Raw genomic sequence first — 17,162 nt, 5'->3', positions numbered from 1 at the left:
TCCGGCAAAGTAGCACCACCTCACAGCGGCCATCGCGGTGGATGATCACCGGCCGGTTCCGGGGCGGGCGTAAGCTGGCTGCGTCAGTCGCACACGTCGTCGGAAGGGCTGCCGGGGGTATGGAAGAGAGCGGAAGCGCCACTCTCGACGATGCGGCCGAGGTCTTCGCGCAGGTGCGCCCGCGGCTGTTCGGCATCGCGTACCGCATGCTCGGCAGCGCGGCCGACGCGGAGGACGTGCTGCAGGAGGTGTGGCTGCGCTGGCAGAAGGCCGACCGCTCGGTGGTCGAGAACCCGGCCGCCTACCTCGCGACCACGACCACGCGCCAGGCGATCAACGCCACGCGCACCGCGTACGCGCGGCGCGAGACCTACATCGGGCCCTGGCTGCCCGAGCCCGTCGACACGACGGCCGACCCGCAGCTCGGCGCCGAGCGGGTCGCCGCGCTGGAGGTCGCCGTGCTGATGCTGCTGGAGAAGCTCACGCCGACCGAGCGCGCCGCGTACGTGCTGCGGGAGGCGTTCGACTACCCGTACTCGCAGATCGCCGAGATCATCCAGACCACCGAGGTCACGGCACGCCAGTACGTGAGCCGCGCCCGCAAGCACCTCGCGGCGGAGAAGCGCAAGCCCGTGAGTGAGGCGGAGCGGAAGAAGCTGCTCACCGCGTTCCTCGCCGCCGCGCAGGCCGGGGACATGCCGGCGCTGGAGCAGCTCTTCGCCTCCGACGTGGTGAGCTACTCCGACGGCGGCGGCGTCGCCCGCGCCGCGCGCTCGGCGATCTTCGGCCCGGCCACGCTCGCGAAGGTCATCCGCGCGTTCCAGCCGTTCTTCTGGACGGACGCCGACATCGTCTTCACCCAGGTCAACGGCGAGCTCGCCGCGGTGCTCAGCCGCAACGGCGCCGTGTATGGCGTCATCAGCTTCACCTCCACGGAAGACGGCATCGACAAGATCCTCTGGATGCTCAACCCCGGCAAGCTGACCGCCGCCCTGCCCACGGACTGACGGACTGACGCGCTGCCGTGCGGCGTGTCGTCCTCGGTCGCTGACCCGGATCGATCTGGCCCGTGCACCGCTGACCGCCCGAGCCCGAGTGCAACCAACCCCGAAGACAGACCGCGCGCCAGGAGACAGACCCCACCCTCCCTGGGGGGCCTGCCCGCTTTCAGCGTATCGGTCCGCACCGACAAAATCGGGTGGTGGAGCCGGCCAGGGGACTGGCCATCCACAACTCGCGTTGCTTGTGGACAACATCCGGAGCTGCGGGTTATCGGCTTGGTGCGGTCAGCTGGGTCACCTACACGAGCGCTTTTCGCCACTCCGCCGACAACTCTGGGCGCCGGCTCGTCACCCTGCCGACGCCGCGCTCACCGTGCACGTGGCCCGTGCGCCGGCTCGTCACCCACCGACGCCGAGCACGCCACCGTGCACCGGCTCAGGAACCCTCGCGCTGTCGAAGGGTTCCTGAGCCGCGTGGATCAGGCGCCGACGTAGTCCGCCAGGTGCTCGCCGGTCAGTGTCGCGCGCTTCGCGACGAGGTCGGCCGGCGTGCCCTCGAACACCACGCGCCCGCCGTCGTGGCCGGCGCCGGGGCCGAGGTCGATGATCCAGTCGGCGTGGGCCATCACGGCCTGGTGGTGCTCGATGACGATCACGGACTTGCCGGCCTCGACGAGTCGGTCCAGCAGGCCCAGTAGCTGTTCGACGTCGGCCAGGTGCAGGCCGGCGGTCGGCTCGTCGAGCACGTAGACGCCGCCGTCGGCGCCCATGTTCGTGGCCAGCTTGATCCGCTGGCGCTCGCCGCCCGAGAGCGTGGTGAGCGGCTGGCCGAGCGTGAGGTAGCCGAGCCCGACGTCGGCCAGGCGCTGCAGGATCTTGTGCGCCGCAGGGAGTTTCGCCTCGCCGTCGCCGAAGAACTCCTCGGCCTCGGCCACCGACATCGTGAGCACCTCGCTGATGTCGCGCCCGCCCAGGTGGTACTCCAGCACCTCGGCCTGGAACCGCTTGCCCTCGCACACCTCGCACGGCGTGGCGACGCCGGCCATCATCGCGAGGTCGGTGTAGACGACGCCCGCGCCGTTGCAGTTCGGGCACGCGCCCTCGGAGTTGGCGCTGAACAGGGCCGGCTTCACGCCGTTGGCCTTCGCGAAAGCCTTGCGGATCGGCTCCAGCAGGCCGGTGTAGGTGGCCGGGTTGCTTCGCCGCGAGCCGCGGATCGCAGCCTGGTCCACGGTCACCACGTCGTCGCCGCCCGAGACCGAGCCGTGGATGAGCGAGCTCTTGCCCGAACCCGCCACGCCCGTGACGACCACGAGCACGCCGAGCGGGATGTCGACGTCCACGTCTTGCAGGTTGTGCGTGTTCGCGCCGCGCACCTCGAGCGCTCCCGACGGTGTGCGCACCGACGGCTTGAGCTTCGCGCGGTCGTCGAGGTGGCGCCCGGTGCGGGTGCCGGACTTGCGCAGGCCCTCGACGCTGCCCTCGTACACGACCTCGCCGCCGCCGCTGCCCGCGTCGGGGCCGAGGTCGACGACGTGGTCGCCGATCGCGATCGTCTCCGGCTTGTGCTCCACGACGAGCACCGTGTTGCCCTTGTCCCGCAGCTGCCGCAGCAGGCCGTTCATGCGCTGGATGTCGTGCGGGTGCAGGCCGATGCTCGGCTCGTCGAACACGTAGGTCACGTCGGTCAGCGACGACCCGAGGTGGCGGATCATCTTGGTGCGCTGCGCCTCGCCGCCCGAGAGCGTGCCCGACGGCCGGTCGAGCGAGAGGTAGCCCAGCCCGATCTCGACGAACGAGTCGAGCGTGTGCCGCAGCGACGTCAGCAGGGGAGCGACCGACGGTTCCTTCAGTCCGCTCACCCACTCCGCGAGGTCGCTGATCTGCAGGGCGCACGCGTCGGCGATGGAGAGCTCGCCGATCTTCGACGAGCGCGCCTCCGCCGACAGGCGCGTGCCTGCGCACTCCGGGCAGATGGTGAAGGTGACCGCTCGCTCCACGAACGCGCGGATGTGCGGCTGCATCGCGTCGACGTCCTTGGACAGGAACGACTTCTGGATCGCGGGCACGAGGCCCGAGTAGGTGAGGTTGATGCCCTCGACCTTGATCTTCGTCGGTTCCTTGTACACCAGGTCGTTCAGCTGTTTTTTCGTGAACTTCTTGATCGGCTTGTCCGGGTCGAAGAAGCCGCTGCCGCGGAAGATGCGGCCGTACCAGCCCTCCATGCTGTAGCCGGGGATGGTGATGGCGCCTTCGTTGAGCGACTTGTTCTCGTCGTAGAGCGCGGTGAGGTCGATGTCGTTGACCTTGCCGCGGCCCTCGCACCGCGGGCACATGCCGCCGGTGATGCTGAAGGTGCGGCGCTCTTTCACTGTCCGCCCGGCGCGTTCGAAAGTCACCGCGCCGCCGCCGCTGATCGAGGCGACGTTGAAGGAAAACGCTTGCGGCGAACCGATGTACGGCTTGCCGAGGCGGCTGAAGAGGATCCGCAGCATCGCGTTGGCGTCGGTCGCCGTGCCCACAGTGGACCGCGGGTCGGCGCCCATCCGCTCCTGGTCCACGATGATCGCCGTGGTGAGGCCTTCGAGCACGTCGACGTCGGGCCGGGCGAGCGTGGGCATGAAGCCTTGCACGAAAGCGCTGTAGGTCTCGTTGATCAGCCGCTGCGACTCCGCGGCGATCGTGCCGAAAACCAGCGAGCTCTTGCCCGAGCCGGACACGCCGGTGAACACGGTCAGGCGGCGTTTCGGGAGCTCGACGCTGACGTCCTTGAGGTTGTTCACGCGCGCGCCGTGCACACGGATCATGTCGTGGCTGTCGGCGCCCTGCGGCGCGGACGAGGGCCGGGCCTTCGCCGTGGCCTTGGTCATCGGGTCTCCCTCTGCTGGGACGGGGGCCGCGCGTGCGGCGTCGACGGGGTCGGTGGAGCGGCTGGCGTCGATTCAACCAGCTCGACCGGGGCGCTCGTGGCCGGTCGGGCGCCCCGGTCGCCCGGAGCGGGCGGCGGCTCAGCGGTCCTGGACCAGGCCCAGCACGTTGCCGTCCGGGTCGGTAAAGGTGGCGACGAGGCGCCCGCCGCCGACGTTCTTCGGCTGCTCCCGCACCACGGCGCCCGCCGCGGTCACCTCGGCCAGCTTCGCCTCGATGTCATCGACGTGCCAGTAGGCCACGGGCGAGGGCGAGGCCTGCGGGCCGCCGTTCGGCACGAGGCCGATGTGCTGGCCGGCGGTGTCGAAGCCGACGTAGTACTCGCTGTCGGCCTGCGGCGCGATCCCGAGCAGCGCGGTGTAGACCTCCTTGGCCTTGCTCAGGTCGGAGACGGAGTGCAGCACGGTCTTGATGCCCTGCGTGGCGGACATGGTGGCTCCCGGGGTTCGTAGGTTCGAGCGGTTCGAGTGCGTGTCTTCGACGCTAACCGCGACGCCCGCGTGAGCGCTTCTCGATTCCTGCTCGGTTCACCCTCGCAACGGTGTGTTCCCGGGTGCGGACGGTGCGTGGACCGGCCACAGTGGACGCGCGTCAGAGGCCCTTCACGAGCACGTCGTGGGTTGCCTTGAGGTGGGCGGCGAGGCGGTCGGCCGCGAGGTCGGCGTCGCGGGCGAGCACGGCGTCGAGCAGGCCGCGGTGCTCGGCGTCGACGTCGCGTTCGCCGGCCGGCTCCGCGACGGACCAGCGGCGGTAGAGCTCGCCCTTGTCGCGCAGCCGGTAGGCCATCGCGAGGATGCGCTGGTTGCGGCAGCCTTCGAGCAGTGCGGTGTGGAACGCGCCGTGGGCCTTGCCGGCGGCGACGGAGGGCTGCGGGGCGTCCGCGCGCGGGGTGACGAGCAGCAGGTGGTGGGCACCGACCACGTGCGCCTCCCACGCCGCGTCGCCCTCGCGCACCGAATGTTTCAACGCGAGCGTCTCGATCTCCAGCCGGGCCTCGGTGAGGTCCCGAAGGTCCGCCTCCGACAGGGCAGCGACGCGGAAGCCCTGCATCGGCCGCTCCTGCACCAGGTCGCGCTCGGCGAGGCGCAGCAGGCTCTCGCGCGCGACGCCGACGCTGCACTCGAAGCGTTTGCACAGCTCCGCCGTGCGCAGCGGCGAGCCCGGTTCGCGCGCGCCGGAGAGGATCTCCTCGCGCAGGCTCAGGTACACGCGCTCGTTGCGGGTCTCCTTGTCGGGCACCTGCCCATCCTACGAATGTTCGAGCCCGGCGCCGGGGTGGCCACGCTCGTCCGATCAGGTCATTATTCGAGCATGAGGTTAATATTCGAATATCTGGCATAGCCTTGATCTTGACGGACACGAGGAAGGAACGGATCACCCATGACCGCCCAGGCTGACTCCCGGACCTACGACTTCGACGCGAACGTGGCGGGACGTGCGGCGCCTACTACCCGGACCAGAAGCGGCTGGAGCAGCGCAGCGACCTGTCCTACCGCCTGCTGCCGCGCGAGCGGGACCTGTCGGACGTGCTGTTCGCCCACATGACGCCGATCCGCGCGTTCGCGCTGGCCGACGCCAACGTCGCGTATCCGCGCGAGACGATGCTCGACCTCGAGCGCGCGGGCGTGATCGGCCGCTACGCCGACCACGCGGTGTCCATGGTCGGCTCGATCTCGCAGTACGACGAGCTCGCCACGGAGACCGCGCCGAGGATCGTCGACGAGTTCGCCGCGATGGGTGTGGACCTCGTGCTGGTCGTGCCGTTCTGCCCGCAGTGCCACGTTGCCGGCGGGGTCCTGGCGCGCGCGATCGAACGTCGTGGCCTGCCGACCACCAGCCTCACCACGCTGCACCGCGCGGCTTCGGCGGTCAAAGCCCCTCGTGCGACGTTCCTCGACTTCCCGCTCGGCTGCCCGTGCGGCCGGCCCCGCGAGGCCGAGCAGCAACGCGCCATCGTTCGCGCCGCGGTGGAGACCGGCGCCGCCGTGGACCCGGCCGACGAGTGGTCGCTGCGCCGGCTGCCGTTCCAGTGGGCTGCCGACGGCGGCCGGGACCGGGAAGCGCTGGTGACCGATCTGTACCGCGTCGACAACGAGATCCGGGGGAGCGTGCGGGCGAACCTCAACGCGCACGTCATGACGCTGGAGGGGCAGGAGAAGGAGTTCACGATCCGCTGCGCCTGCTGAGGTCTGTCCTCTGGGGACGGTGTTCGGCGACCGCTTCGGCCGCTGCCCGCTTGACCTGGAGCGCGCACCAGCTCCTAGCGTCGGCGGGATGGAAACGAAGGTGCTGGTGACGGGCGCGACCAGCGGCCTCGGACTCGCCATGGCGACCGCGCTCGCCGGAGCCGGGGCGCGCGTCGCGGTGAGCGGACGGTCGGGGCAGCGGGCGCGCGAGGTCGCCGCCGAGCTGCCGGGGGCGTTCGGGGTCGAGCTGGACGTGCGCGACGAGACGTCGGTGGCGCGCGCCGTCGAGGAGACGTGGTCGCGGCTCGGTGGGCTCGACCTGCTGGTGAACAACGCCGGGCTCGGCATGCGCACGGTCAACCCGCGGTTCATGACCGAGCCGCGGGGGTTCTGGGAAGTCCCGGTCGAGGGTTTCCGCCAGGTGGTCGAGACGAATCTGACGGGCTATTTCCTCGTGGCGCGCGAGGTCACGCCGAGGATGCTGGCCGCGGGCGGCGGGCGGATCGTGAACATCGCGGTGAGCGAGACGACCATGAGCAGGGCCGGGTTCGTGCCGTACGGCCCGTCGCGCGCGGGCAGCGAGTCGCTTTCGCGCGTGATGGCGGCGGACCTGCGCGGTACCGGCGTCACGGTGAACCTGCTGCTGCCCGGCGGCGCGACCGTCACGGGGATGCTGCCGGACGCGCCCGCCGGCCACCGCTTCCTGGAGCCGGAGGTGATGGGGCCGCCCATCGTGTGGCTGGCCTCGGCCGACGCGGCCGGGGTGCACGACGAGCGCATCGTCGCCGCGGAGTTCGAGGAGTGGCTGAGCGAGCGTGTCAGGCGCGGAACTGCGCCGGAGTGAACGAGAAGACCGCGTACTCCCGGCCCGCGTGCGTGAAGTCGCCGACGTGTTTCATGCCGAGGTGCGTGTGGACGGCCAGCGACTTCTCGTTGGCGCGCTCGACGAACAGCACGCCCGCGGTGTGGTCGGCGAGGTGTTCGGCCACGGCGGCGAGCAGCAGCCGCACCACGCCCTGGCCGCGGTGGGCCGGCGCGACCGTGACGGGGCCGTAGAGGAACACGCCCTCGGTCAGGCCCGCGGCGCGCGCGACCTCGACGGTGCGCCCGGGCGGGCCGTCGCCGGCCGAGCCCGCAGGTGACGTCAGGGCGACGCCGGCCGGTTCGCCGTCGTCCTCGGCGAGGTAGACGCCGGTGGTGGTGTCGAACCCGGAGAGCTTTTCCTCGTCGAAGCTGCCCTGCACGAAGCCCTGCGCGGCGCGTGCTTCAGGGGGCAGGTCGAGTCCGCGGGCGCCGTCGAGCAGCGCGAGGACCGCCGGTCGGTCCGCCGGTCCGGACTTGCGCACCAAGATCGTCACGGCTCCACCCTAGCGAGCGTGGCCAGAGCCACGCGACAATAGTGTCGCTTACATTGTTGACAATCCAGGCGACAGGCTCGTATCCTGGGTGGCAGCACGAAGGGACGGCCATGAAGAGCGAAGAGGTCGAGCTGCACCTGCGGGAGCGGCTGTTGCGCGGGGACTTCACGCCGGGCAGCCGGCTGCCGGAGGTGAAGCTGGCCGCAGAGCTCGGCACCACCCGCAACGCCGTCCGGTCGGCCCTGCTGGCGCTCGAGTCGCGCAAGCTGGTGGAGCGGATCCCCAACGTCGGCACGGTCGTGGCGAAGGTCGACTTCGGCCGCCTGGAGGAGATCTACGACGTCCTCGAGGTACTGGAAGGCCTCGCCGCGCGGCTCGCGGCACAGCAGGCCGAACCGCAGGACTGGAAGGCGCTGCAGGAGCTTTTCGCGCCGAGCCGGCTCGACGACGCTGCCGCCAGTGGTGACCTCGAGACGTTCCTCGCGGCCATCGACGCCTATCGCGACACCGTGATCCGCTTGGCGGAGCAGGATTTCCTCGCCGAGACCCTCGCCGGCATCCAGGACCAGGCGCACCTGCTGAGGCGCCGGATCCTCATGACCCCGGGCCGGATGGAGGAGAGCCTCGCCGAGCACCGCGACATCATCGAAGCCCTCGTACGCGGTGACGCCGTCCGAGCCGAAGAGCTCAAGCGCCACAACATGAAAACCGCCCGCAAGCGGTTGCGCCGCTACCGCGATTTCCTCGTCTGACGAGAAGGAAGTTCCATGCCGAACACACCGCACGAGCGCAGGAAGGCGTTCAAAGCCCTCCTCGCCGGACCCGGGCCGCTGGTGCTGCCAGGAGCGTACGACGCCTTCAGCGCCCGCCTCGTCGAAAAGGCCGGTTACCCCGCGACCTACCTGGGCAGTTTCGCCGCCGCCGCGTCGGCGTTCGGGCTGCCCGACGTCGGGCTCCTCACCTTGAACGAGATCGCCGAGCAGGCGCGCCGCGTCGTCGACGCCGTCGGCATCCCCGTGCTCGCCGACGCGGAGAACGGTTTCTACGACGCCCCGAACGTCTGGCGCGCCGTGAAGGTCTTCGAGGACGCGGGCGTTGCCGGCGTGCACATCGAGGACAACCTGGGTGGCAAGCACACGTCGATGCCCGCCGGGCTGCTTTCGGTGGAGCAGATGGCGAACAAGGTGCGCGCGGCGGTCGACGCCCGCACCGATCCCGACTTTCTCGTGATCGCCCGCTCCGACGCGGCGTGGGTCGAGCACGACCTCGAAGGCTGCGTGCGCCGGCTCGAGGCCTACGCCGCGGCCGGTGCGGACCTGGTGTTCGCGCCCGCCATCCCGGCGACCGACCTCAAGCGCGTGCGGGACCGGATCCCGGTGCCGGTGATGGTGCCGGGGGATCTGCTCGACGTGCCGGGTTCGGACGAGCCGTCGAGCACGATCGCGCAGTACGGCGAGGCCGGTGCCGACGTGGTTCTGTTGTGGTACACGGTGATCGGCGCCGCGTCGAAGAACGTCACGGCGGTGCTCGGCGCGCTGCGGGAAGGCAACGACGTGGCCGCGGTGAAGCACCTCGTCACCGAGCAGCACGCGTTCGAAGCCGTCATGGGCTACGACGAGTACGAAAAGCGCAGTGCGCGGTACGCGAGTGCACAGGAGGCGCCGGCGTGAGCGGCGAGACCGTCTACACGGGAGCGCGCCTGATCACCGGCGAGCAGGTGCTCGACGACGCGGCGCTGGTCGTTCGCGACGGGGTGATCCGGCAGGTCGGCGCGGCGGCGGACATCGTGGCGGAAGGCACGGTGGCGGACGGCGCGGTGGCGGACTGCACCGTGGTTTCCTTGCGCGGCAAGACGGTGATCCCCGCGATCGTGAACCCGCACGGCCACATCGGGTACATGCGCGGCACCACGTCGGACGCGAGCTTCTACTCGCGCGCCAACGTCGTCGATCACCTGCACCGGCTCGCGTACTACGGCGTCAGCACGTTCCAGTCGCTCGGCACCGACCGCGACGACACCGAGCTCGCCGTCCGCGACGACCAGCGCGCCGGCACCCTCGGCGAGCGTGACGTCGCGCAGCTGTTCACGGCGGGCGCCGGAATCGTCGCGCCGACCCCGGGCGACACCAATGGCGGGCCGTTCTTCGCCGCCGACGCTGTGCACGAGGCGACCGGCCCCGACGAGGTGCGCGCGTTCGTGCGCGGCCTGGCCGAGAAGCGGGTCGATGCCGTGAAGTTCTGGCTCGACAGCCGCCACGGCACCAAGGAGAAGCTCGGCCCGGAGATCTACGAGGCCGTGATCGACGAGGCGCACGCCCACGGCATCACCGTCGCCGCGCACATCTACACGCTCGACGAGGCGAAGGCCGTCATCCGCGCGGGCGCCGACATCATCGCGCACCTGCCGCGCACGGGCACCGACGACGAGCTCGTCGCGCTGCTCAAGGACAACAACGTCGCGGTGTTCACGTCGATGGCCATCCAGCGCCCGCCGGGTGAGGACTGGCTGGACGAGCCCGCGTTCGCAGACATCCTCCCGCACGACGCGGTGGAGACCCTGCGCGCGACGATCCGCGAGAAGGCGCCGGAACCGCTGTTCGACACCGGCGCGGCCTACCGCGGCATGGAGAAGACGCTCGTCGCCCTGGCCGACGCGGGCGTGCGGCTGGTGTTCTCCGCCGACACAGGCCTGCTCGCGCAGATCATCGGCTTCGCCGAACACCGTGAACTGGAGGCTCTGGTGGCGGCCGGGTTGTCGCCGCTGGCGGCGCTGCGGCTGGCCACGGAGGTGTCGGCCGAGCTGCTGAGGCTGGCCGACCGCGGTTCGCTCACGGTGGGCAAGCGGGCGGACTTCGTCGTCCTGGACGAGGATCCGCTGCAGGACATCACCGCGACCCGCCGCATTGCCGACGTGTACCTCGAAGGCACTCGTGTCGACCGGGAAGGGCTGCGCAAGGGCTGGCAGCACGCCTGACCGACGCGATACGCGGAAGGCCGGTGCCCCGACGGGTACCGGCCTTCCGCCGTGGACAGTCCTGGGGGACGGCGTGGTCCGGCCATGCCGTCCACTGTGGTCAGCCGCCGATCTTGCGGGCGCTGTCCGCCCAGTACCGGTCTCGCAGGCGGCGCCGCATGATCTTGCCCGAACCGGTCTTCGGCAGCTCGTCGACGAATTCGACCGAGCGGGGCTTCTTGTAGCCGGCCAGGTGTTGCGCGCACACGGCGATCACATCGTCCGCCGTCACCGCGAACCCGGCGCGCACCACCACGATCGCCTTCAGCGCCTCGCCCCACGTCTCGTCGGGCACGCCGACCACGGCGACCTCCGAGACTCCCGCGACGGTCGACACCACGTTCTCGATCTCCGTCGGGTAGACGTTGAACCCGCCGGTGACCACCATGTCCTTCTTGCGGTCCACCAGGTACAGGTAACCCTCGTCGTCGAACCGGCCGAGGTCGCCGGTGCCGGTCCACCCGTCCGGACCGAGGATCGCGGCCGTCGCGTCGGGCAGGTGCCAGTAGCCCATCATCGTCTGGTCACCGCGCACGGTGATCTCGCCGATCTCGCCCTGGCCGACTTCGGCGCCGGTGTCGTCGACGAGCTTGACCTCCACGAACGGGCTGACCCGGCCCGCCGACCCCAGCCGCGCCGGGATCCCGCCGGCCGGGTCGAACGCGTGGTCTCGCGCCGAGAGGCACGCGATCGGGATCGGCAGCTCGCTCAGCCCGTAGAACTGCACGAACACGTCGCCGAACACCGCACGGGCGCGGGCGAGCCGGTCCGGGGCGATCGGCGAACCGGCGTACACCACGGTGTGCAAGGAGGAGTAGTCGCCGGGCCGCTGCTCGGCGGAGAGGACGAGCAGGTTCAGCATCGTCGGCACCATCGGGAGGATGGTCACGTGGTGGGATTCGATCAGTTCCAGCACCACCGCGGGGTCGAACTTGGCGCAGGTGAGGTGTGTGGCGCCGCGCACGAAGTACGCCGGCGCCACGTATCCGCTCAGGTGGCTCAGCGGCGCGACGTGCAGTACGAGATCGTCGTCGGCCGCCGGTGGCAGCTCGAGGAGTTCGTTGCGCACCATGGCCGCCCAGGCGGCGTGGCTGAGCGTTGCGCCTTTCGGCAGGCCGGTCGTGCCGCTCGTGTAGAGGATCGCCGCGGGGTCGCCGGCGTCGGGCTTCACCGGTCGAGCGGGTTCGGCCGCGCGCAGTTCGTCCAGTGTGGTGTCGCCCGGGCCGCCCGCGACCGCGACGACGTACCGGAGGTGGGGGAGTTCGGCGCGGATCCCGGCGAGCTGCCCGGCCCACGCGGCATCGGCGAACACGACGGACGCGGCGCAGTCGTTGAGGATGTGGACGACTTCGCGCACGTGCAGGCGGGTGCTGAGCGCCGTGCGCACGAGTCCGCTTGCGAACAGGGCGTGTTCGGATTCGAAGAACTCGAGTCCGTTCGCCAACAACAGCACACCGCGGTCACCTCGGTGCAAGCCCAGCGCGGTGAGCCCGCCGGCGACGCGATGCACGCGGTCGCCGAGCTCGCGGTAGGTGAGCGCGGTGTCGCCGTCGCGCACGGCGACGCGCGAGCCGAACTGGCGATAGGCCCGTTCGTAGAGCTCCGCGATCGTGACCCGCGCGCAGACCGGCCGGTGCACCAGACCGTCCGCGCCGGGGATTTCCGTGGCTGTTTCGTCGAGCATCGTCGCCCAACCTCCTCTGCCGATCATGCGTTGGACTGATCGGTCTGAATAAGTCTCTGAGCACGTAATTATGCTTGTACCGATCGGTATAAACAAGTACTGTCCATTCATGGAAACCGGCGAAGTGCGCGCCCTCGTGGTCACGGAACCCACTGGCCCCAGTGGCCTGCGGCTCGGCACACTGCCCGCGCCTGGAGCCGACGCGGAAGTAGTGGTCGACGTGCGCGCCGCGGGCGTGACGTTCCCCGATCTGCTGCTCACCCACGGGCGCTACCAGGTGCGGCCCGACCCACCGTTCGCGCCGGGACTCGAGGTCGCCGGGACGGTGCGCCGGGCCGCCGCCGGATCGGGCTTCGCGCCGCGCGACCGGGTGGTCGCCTTCACTGGCCACGGAGGCGGCTACGCGGAGGCGGTCGGCGTCCCGGCCGCGAATGTCGTGCCGCTGCCGGGGAACCTCGATTTCGCCGAGGGTGTCGGGCTGATGGTCAATTACCAAACCGCGTACTTCGGCCTCGCCGAGCGCGGCCGGCTGGAGCCGGGGGAGACGGTGCTCGTCCACGGTGCGGCGGGCGGCGTCGGCACGGCGGCGGTGCAGGTGGCGCTCGCGCTCGGGGCCCGTGTGCTGGCGGTCGTGAGTGACGACGCCAAGGCCGCGGTCGCCCGCCGCGCCGGCGCCACGGAGGTACTCCGCGCCGACGGGTGGGCCGAGCAGGTCCGAGAGCGCACCGGCGGGGTTGACGTGGTGCTCGACCCCGTCGGCGGCGACCGCTTTGACGAAAGCCTGCGGCTGCTGCGCCCCGGCGGCCGGCTGCTCGTCGTCGGCTTCACCGAGGGGCGGATCCCGCAGGTCGCCGTCAACCGCCTGCTCCTGCGCAACATCTCGGCAGTCGGCGTCGCCTGGGGCCACTACGCGGCCCACGATCCCGGCCTGATCCACCGTGTCGGCGCCGCGCTCGCGGTGCTCACGAGCACCGGCCGCGTCCGCCCGGTGCTCGGCCGCACCTATCCCTTCGCCGACGGCGCCCAGGCCCTGCTGGACCTCGAATCCCGCCGGACGAAGGGGAAAAGCGTCTTGACGTTCTGACAGGCGTGCGCAGCGCCCCACGAACTTCGCCTTCCCGGCGCCGTTCTCGAGGAACGACTTCATCCCGATCGCGCGGTGTTCGGTGGCGAGGAGCGCGGCGACACCTCCGATTCAAGATCGGGGCCGGAGCGAAGGTCGGTGTCGAGACCGCCGCCGAACGCGAAACCGGTGATCGCGCTGACGGTCGGTTTCGGCACCGTCGCCAGTGCACCGAGCGCCGCGGAAACTCGGCGAGCGCGTCGGACGTCGCACCTGCCTGTATCAATCGGTACAAGGACGCGTCGGTCTGGGGAGCGGACTTCGGCTGTGTCTTGGCCCATGGCGCCTCGGCCCGGAGTGGACCGGGTGGTACGGGAGCGTCCGGCGGGTACGCTCACCGCATGAGCGACCCCGATCTGCACTTCTACTTCGACCCCGTCTGCCCCTTCGCCTGGATGACGAGCAAGTGGGTGCGCACCGTCGCGCGGCTGAAGCAGTACGACGTCGAGTGGCGGTTCATCTCGTTGCGCCTGCTCAACTCGCACATCGACTACGCGGCGCACTTCCCGCCGGAGTACGAGGAGTCGCACACGTCGGGGCTGAAGCTGCTGCGCGTGGCCGCGCGGATCCGCCGCGACCACGGACCCGAACCGATCGGCGCCTTCTACGAGAAGCTGGGGCAGGAGACGTTCGAGCAGGACGCCGTCCCCGGTGGCACGGCCGCCGCGGTGCACCGAGGCGTGCGCGACCTCGCGACCATGGCACTCGACGCCTGCGGGCTTCCGCACGAGTACGCCGACGCGCTCGAGGACGACACCTGGGACGCCGTGATCCAGGCGGAGACCGACGTCGCCCTGACGCTGACGGGCAAGGACGTCGGCACGCCGATCCTGCACTTCGAGCCGCCGCGCGGCACCGCGCTGTTCGGCCCGGTGATCAGCCGGCTGCCCTCTGACGACGAGGCGGTCGAGCTGTGGGACCACGTCGTGGCGTTGTCGCGTTTCCCGGGTTTCGCCGAGCTCAAGCGCAGCCTGCGCGAGCAGCCGCAGCTGCCGGCCTTCGGCGTCAGCGCGGGCGAAGCCGGCAAACAGGAGGACTGGCACGGCGGGAGCCGTCGGCAGAAGAAGTGAGACGCCGGTCGACCTGCCGGGACCTCGCCCTTGCACTGGGGCGGGGCCGCCGGCGGATATCCTTGGAACGTTCGGTCCACGAGGGGTGAAGGCGGGCGTTGGCGAGATGACGGTGACGGGATTCGAGGCGAACCGCGCACGCGTGATCGGCATCGCGGCCGAGCTGTTCGCGCGGAACGGTTACCACGGCACCGGGATCGCCGAGCTCGGCACCGCCGCCGGTCTCGGGCGGGGCGCGCTGTACCACTACATCGGCAGCAAAGAGGCCGTGCTCTACTCGATCAGCAAAGAGCAGGTCGACTCCATGAACGCCTACGCCGAGCAGCTGCTCGACGAGGACCTCGCCGCCGAGGAGCTGCTGCGCCGCATGGCCCGCGGGCTGCTGCGCAACATCGCCGAGCACCGCTCGGAGTGGGCGGTGTTCTTCCGCGAGTACACGGCGCTGACCGGCGAGTGGCGCGACCACGTGATCACCGCGCGCGAGCGCTATGAGGGCTACTGGCGCCAGGCGCTGGACAACGGCGTCCGCGCCAAGGTGCTGCGCCAGACCCCGCGCCTGCTCGTGAAGGGCATCCTCGGCATGCTCAACTACACCTACCTCTGGTACGAGCCCGACGGTGAGCTGACGCCGGACGAGGTCGCCGACATGTTCCTCGACGCGTTGATCGAGGGCATCCGCGCCTGACCCGGGCGCGCTCCGCTCAAGTTCGGCTCGCGTTTTCCTGATCGAATTTCCGTCGCGGTCAGTCTTGTGCTTCAATTTCTTGTACCGACCGGTCCATACAGGTATTGTCCTCGGTGATTCCAGCGCCGGACACCGGGAGGACCCATGACTTCACCACGCGACGCGGTGGTCGTCGATGTGCTGCGCACCCCTGTCGGCAAGGGGAAGCAGGGCGGCGCGCTCTCGCACGTCCACCCCGTGCACCTGCTGGCCGACGTTCTCGCCGGCCTCGTCGCGCGCAACGACCTGGACCCCGCGCTCGTCGACGACGTGATCGCCGGCTGCGTGACCAAAGCGGGGGAGCAGGCCGTGAACCCGGCCCGCAGTGCCGTGCTCGCGGCCGGGTTGCCGCTGTCGGTGCCCGCGACCACGGTCGACCGGCAGTGTGGCTCGAGCCAGCAGGCCGTGCACTTCGCCGCGCACGCGATCCAGGCCGGCGCGGCCGACGTCGTGATCGCGTGCGGCGTGGAGTCGATGTCGCGCGTGCCGATGCACTCCGACACCCAGGACGCCGACCACCTCGGCTCGCGGGTGGCCGAGCGGTTTCCCGGCGGGCTCGTCGGGCAGGGAATCTCCGCCGAGCTGATCTGCGCGCGGTGGGGGCTCGGTCGCGACGAATTGGACGCGTTTTCCGCGCAATCCCACCGTCGCGCTGCCGAATCGCAGGCCTTGTTCGCGCCGGACCTGGTCACGGTCGCCGAGGCGCCGGAGCTCGCGGCCGACGAGACCGTCCGCCCGTCGACCACGGTGGACGGCCTTGCCGGCCTGCGACCGTCCTTCGTGGACGAAGCCGCCGCGAGCCGTTTTCCCGAGATCGACTGGAAGATCACGCCGGGCAACTCGTCTCCGCTCTCCGACGGCGCGGCCGGCGTGCTGTTGATGAGCGCCGCCAAGGCGGACGCTTGGGGGCTCACCCCGCGTGCCCGGATCCACGCGACGGCCGTGGTCGGCGACGACCCGATCCTCATGCTCATGGGCGTGGTGCCCGCCACCCGCGCGGTGCTCGCGCGGGCCGGGCTGACCATCGACGACATCGACCTGTTCGAGGTCAACGAGGCGTTCGCGTCGGTGCCGCTGGCCTGGCAGCGCGAGACCGAAGTGGAGCCCGAGCGCCTCAACGTCCACGGGGGAGCGATCGCGCTCGGTCACCCGCTGGGCGCGAGCGGTGCCCGGATCCTGACCACGCTCGTCGGCGCGCTCGAACACCGCGGCGCCCGGTTCGGGCTGCAGACGATGTGCGAGTGGGGCGGCATGGCCAATGCCACGATCGTCGAGCGGCTCTGATTTTTGTCACAATTATCCGTACGGACCGATCGGTACAATCATTCCATGAATGCAGAAGACACCAGGGTCGCACTGGTCACCGGTGCTTCGCGGGGGATCGGCGAGGGCATCGCGCGGCAGCTGCTCGACCGGGGGCTCCGGGTCGCCGGCACGTATCGCTCCGGCGGGGACCGCGTCGGGAAGCTGGCCGCGGACGCGCCCGGCCGGGTGCTGCCCGTGGCTTTCGACCTCGCGGTGCCCGACACGGCCGAAGCGCTCGTCGAGCAGGTCGCCCGGCACTGGGGCCGGCTCGACTTGCTCGTGCTCAACGCCGCGGTGTGGCAGGGCGGCAAGCTCGCCCGCGTCGACCTCGGCGACTGGTGGCGCGTGATCGAGGAGAACTTGCGCAGCACGGCCGCGCTGGTGCGCGCCGCGATCCCGTGGCTGGCCGAGGGCGCGAACCCCAGCGTCGTGCTCGTCGGGTCCGCCGTCGGAACGGTCGGCTTCCCCGGTGACACCGCGTACGCGAGTGTGAAGGCCGCGGCGGTGGGCTTCGCCCGTTCGCTCGCGAAAGAGCTCGCGCCCCAAGGGGTGCGCGTGAACGTGCTGGCGCCCGGGTTCGTCGAGACCGACCTGACCGCCGCGATCCCCGACGGCGCGCGGCGGAAGATCGCCGACGCCACCGTGCTCGGCCGCTTCGGCACCGTCGAGGAGATCGCCCGCGCCGCGGTGTTCCTCGCCGAAGACGCCACGTTCTGCACGGGCGCGGTACTCGCCGCCGACGGCGGCTGGACGTTGTGAGATCCAGGACT

At 70.7% G+C, this 17,162-nt stretch carries 16 protein-coding genes; 11 read left to right on the top strand and 5 right to left on the bottom strand.

The window, feature by feature from the left end:
* Positions 1-119: 119 nt before the first annotated feature.
* A complete protein-coding gene (locus ABZU76_RS27445; RefSeq protein WP_354874460.1) occupies positions 120-1,007 on the top strand; it encodes an RNA polymerase sigma-70 factor in 888 nt (295 codons plus the stop codon).
* Positions 1,008-1,480: 473 nt separating this feature from the next.
* On the opposite strand, the gene ABZU76_RS27440 is transcribed toward ABZU76_RS27445, so the two are convergent.
* From ABZU76_RS27440 to ABZU76_RS27430, 3 genes are all read right to left on the bottom strand, one after another.
* Positions 1,481-3,871 (bottom strand): excinuclease ABC subunit UvrA, encoded by a 2,391-nt coding sequence (locus ABZU76_RS27440; protein ID WP_354874458.1) that lies wholly within the window; start codon positions 3,869-3,871, stop codon positions 1,481-1,483.
* A 138-nt stretch (positions 3,872-4,009) separates the two neighbouring features.
* Positions 4,010-4,360, bottom strand: coding sequence for a VOC family protein (locus ABZU76_RS27435; protein ID WP_220239425.1), 351 nt, complete (start codon positions 4,358-4,360; stop codon positions 4,010-4,012).
* Between the two features lie 160 nt (positions 4,361-4,520).
* Positions 4,521-5,168: an FCD domain-containing protein gene (locus ABZU76_RS27430; RefSeq protein ID WP_354874456.1), complete on the bottom strand. Its 648-nt coding sequence runs from the start codon at positions 5,166-5,168 to the stop codon at positions 4,521-4,523.
* A gap of 287 nt (positions 5,169-5,455) precedes the next feature.
* Here ABZU76_RS27430 and ABZU76_RS27425 point away from each other — a divergent pair, with 287 nt between their 5' ends.
* Both ABZU76_RS27425 and ABZU76_RS27420 read left to right on the top strand, forming a co-directional pair.
* Positions 5,456-6,115, top strand: a complete 660-nt coding sequence (locus ABZU76_RS27425; RefSeq protein WP_354874454.1) for a hypothetical protein — start codon at positions 5,456-5,458, stop codon at positions 6,113-6,115.
* 88 nt (positions 6,116-6,203) lie between these two features.
* Complete coding sequence (locus ABZU76_RS27420) at positions 6,204-6,959, top strand: SDR family oxidoreductase (RefSeq protein WP_354874452.1); 756 nt, start codon at positions 6,204-6,206, stop codon at positions 6,957-6,959.
* Here the strand turns inward: ABZU76_RS27420 and ABZU76_RS27415 are convergent.
* Positions 6,934-7,473: a GNAT family N-acetyltransferase gene (locus ABZU76_RS27415; RefSeq protein ID WP_354874450.1), complete on the bottom strand. Its 540-nt coding sequence runs from the start codon at positions 7,471-7,473 to the stop codon at positions 6,934-6,936. The two genes, ABZU76_RS27420 and ABZU76_RS27415, sit on opposite strands and share 26 nt — an antisense overlap.
* A 110-nt stretch (positions 7,474-7,583) precedes the next feature.
* On the opposite strand from ABZU76_RS27415, the gene ABZU76_RS27410 reads away from it, so the two are divergent.
* The 3 genes from ABZU76_RS27410 to ABZU76_RS27400 are packed head-to-tail and all read left to right on the top strand — an operon-like array spanning position 7,584 to position 10,447.
* On the top strand, positions 7,584-8,225 hold the full coding sequence (locus ABZU76_RS27410; protein WP_354874449.1) for a GntR family transcriptional regulator: 642 nt from the start codon (positions 7,584-7,586) through the stop codon (positions 8,223-8,225).
* A 15-nt stretch (positions 8,226-8,240) separates the two neighbouring features.
* Positions 8,241-9,143 carry an isocitrate lyase/PEP mutase family protein gene (locus ABZU76_RS27405; protein WP_354874447.1) on the top strand — a complete coding sequence of 301 codons (903 nt, stop codon included), beginning with the start codon at positions 8,241-8,243 and terminating at the stop codon, positions 9,141-9,143.
* Complete coding sequence (locus tag ABZU76_RS27400) at positions 9,140-10,447, top strand: amidohydrolase family protein (RefSeq protein ID WP_354874445.1); 1,308 nt, start codon at positions 9,140-9,142, stop codon at positions 10,445-10,447. The genes ABZU76_RS27405 and ABZU76_RS27400 overlap by 4 nt, the downstream gene beginning before the upstream one ends.
* A gap of 100 nt (positions 10,448-10,547) precedes the next feature.
* Here ABZU76_RS27400 and ABZU76_RS27395 read toward each other — a convergent pair whose 3' ends face one another.
* Entirely contained in the window at positions 10,548-12,170 is a 1,623-nt protein-coding gene (locus ABZU76_RS27395; protein WP_354874443.1) for an AMP-binding protein, read from the bottom strand.
* Between the two features lie 109 nt (positions 12,171-12,279).
* On the opposite strand from ABZU76_RS27395, the gene ABZU76_RS27390 reads away from it, so the two are divergent.
* The 5 genes from ABZU76_RS27390 to ABZU76_RS27370 all read left to right on the top strand — a co-directional run bounded on the left by ABZU76_RS27390 (position 12,280) and on the right by ABZU76_RS27370 (position 17,151).
* Positions 12,280-13,254: an NADPH:quinone oxidoreductase family protein gene (locus ABZU76_RS27390; RefSeq protein ID WP_354874441.1), complete on the top strand. Its 975-nt coding sequence runs from the start codon at positions 12,280-12,282 to the stop codon at positions 13,252-13,254.
* A gap of 380 nt (positions 13,255-13,634) precedes the next feature.
* Positions 13,635-14,363 carry a DsbA family protein gene (locus ABZU76_RS27385; protein ID WP_354874439.1) on the top strand — a complete coding sequence of 243 codons (729 nt, stop codon included), beginning with the start codon at positions 13,635-13,637 and terminating at the stop codon, positions 14,361-14,363.
* Positions 14,364-14,469: 106 nt separating this feature from the next.
* A complete protein-coding gene (locus tag ABZU76_RS27380; protein WP_220239435.1) occupies positions 14,470-15,048 on the top strand; it encodes a TetR/AcrR family transcriptional regulator in 579 nt (192 codons plus the stop codon).
* 144 nt (positions 15,049-15,192) lie between these two features.
* Complete coding sequence (locus tag ABZU76_RS27375; RefSeq protein WP_354874437.1) at positions 15,193-16,371, top strand: thiolase family protein; 1,179 nt, start codon at positions 15,193-15,195, stop codon at positions 16,369-16,371.
* Between the two features lie 45 nt (positions 16,372-16,416).
* Positions 16,417-17,151, top strand: a complete 735-nt coding sequence (locus ABZU76_RS27370; protein WP_354874436.1) for an SDR family oxidoreductase — start codon at positions 16,417-16,419, stop codon at positions 17,149-17,151.
* Positions 17,152-17,162 lie beyond the last annotated feature (11 nt).

This window comes from Amycolatopsis sp. NPDC005232, from assembly GCF_040607795.1.
Taxonomy (GTDB): Bacteria; Actinomycetota; Actinomycetes; order Mycobacteriales; family Pseudonocardiaceae; genus Amycolatopsis.
This window is presented reverse-complemented; position numbering and strand designations above follow the sequence as displayed.

Bases quoted from the DNA above. Each gene is read 5' to 3' on its own strand.
- ABZU76_RS27435 (WP_220239425.1), bottom strand. From the start codon at position 4,360: ATGTCCGCCACGCAGGGCATCAAGACCGTGCTGCACTCCGTCTCCGAC.
- ABZU76_RS27410 (WP_354874449.1), top strand. From the start codon at position 7,584: ATGAAGAGCGAAGAGGTCGAGCTGCACCTGCGGGAGCGGCTGTTGCGC.
- ABZU76_RS27395 (WP_354874443.1), bottom strand. From the start codon at position 12,170: ATGCTCGACGAAACAGCCACGGAAATCCCCGGCGCGGACGGTCTGGTG.
- ABZU76_RS27375 (WP_354874437.1), top strand. From the start codon at position 15,193: ATGACTTCACCACGCGACGCGGTGGTCGTCGATGTGCTGCGCACCCCT.
- ABZU76_RS27380 (WP_220239435.1), top strand. From the start codon at position 14,470: ATGACGGTGACGGGATTCGAGGCGAACCGCGCACGCGTGATCGGCATC.
- ABZU76_RS27405 (WP_354874447.1), top strand. From the start codon at position 8,241: ATGCCGAACACACCGCACGAGCGCAGGAAGGCGTTCAAAGCCCTCCTC.
- ABZU76_RS27445 (WP_354874460.1), top strand. From the start codon at position 120: ATGGAAGAGAGCGGAAGCGCCACTCTCGACGATGCGGCCGAGGTCTTC.
- ABZU76_RS27385 (WP_354874439.1), top strand. From the start codon at position 13,635: ATGAGCGACCCCGATCTGCACTTCTACTTCGACCCCGTCTGCCCCTTC.
- ABZU76_RS27420 (WP_354874452.1), top strand. From the start codon at position 6,204: ATGGAAACGAAGGTGCTGGTGACGGGCGCGACCAGCGGCCTCGGACTC.
- ABZU76_RS27440 (WP_354874458.1), bottom strand. From the start codon at position 3,871: ATGACCAAGGCCACGGCGAAGGCCCGGCCCTCGTCCGCGCCGCAGGGC.
- ABZU76_RS27390 (WP_354874441.1), top strand. From the start codon at position 12,280: ATGGAAACCGGCGAAGTGCGCGCCCTCGTGGTCACGGAACCCACTGGC.
- ABZU76_RS27370 (WP_354874436.1), top strand. From the start codon at position 16,417: ATGAATGCAGAAGACACCAGGGTCGCACTGGTCACCGGTGCTTCGCGG.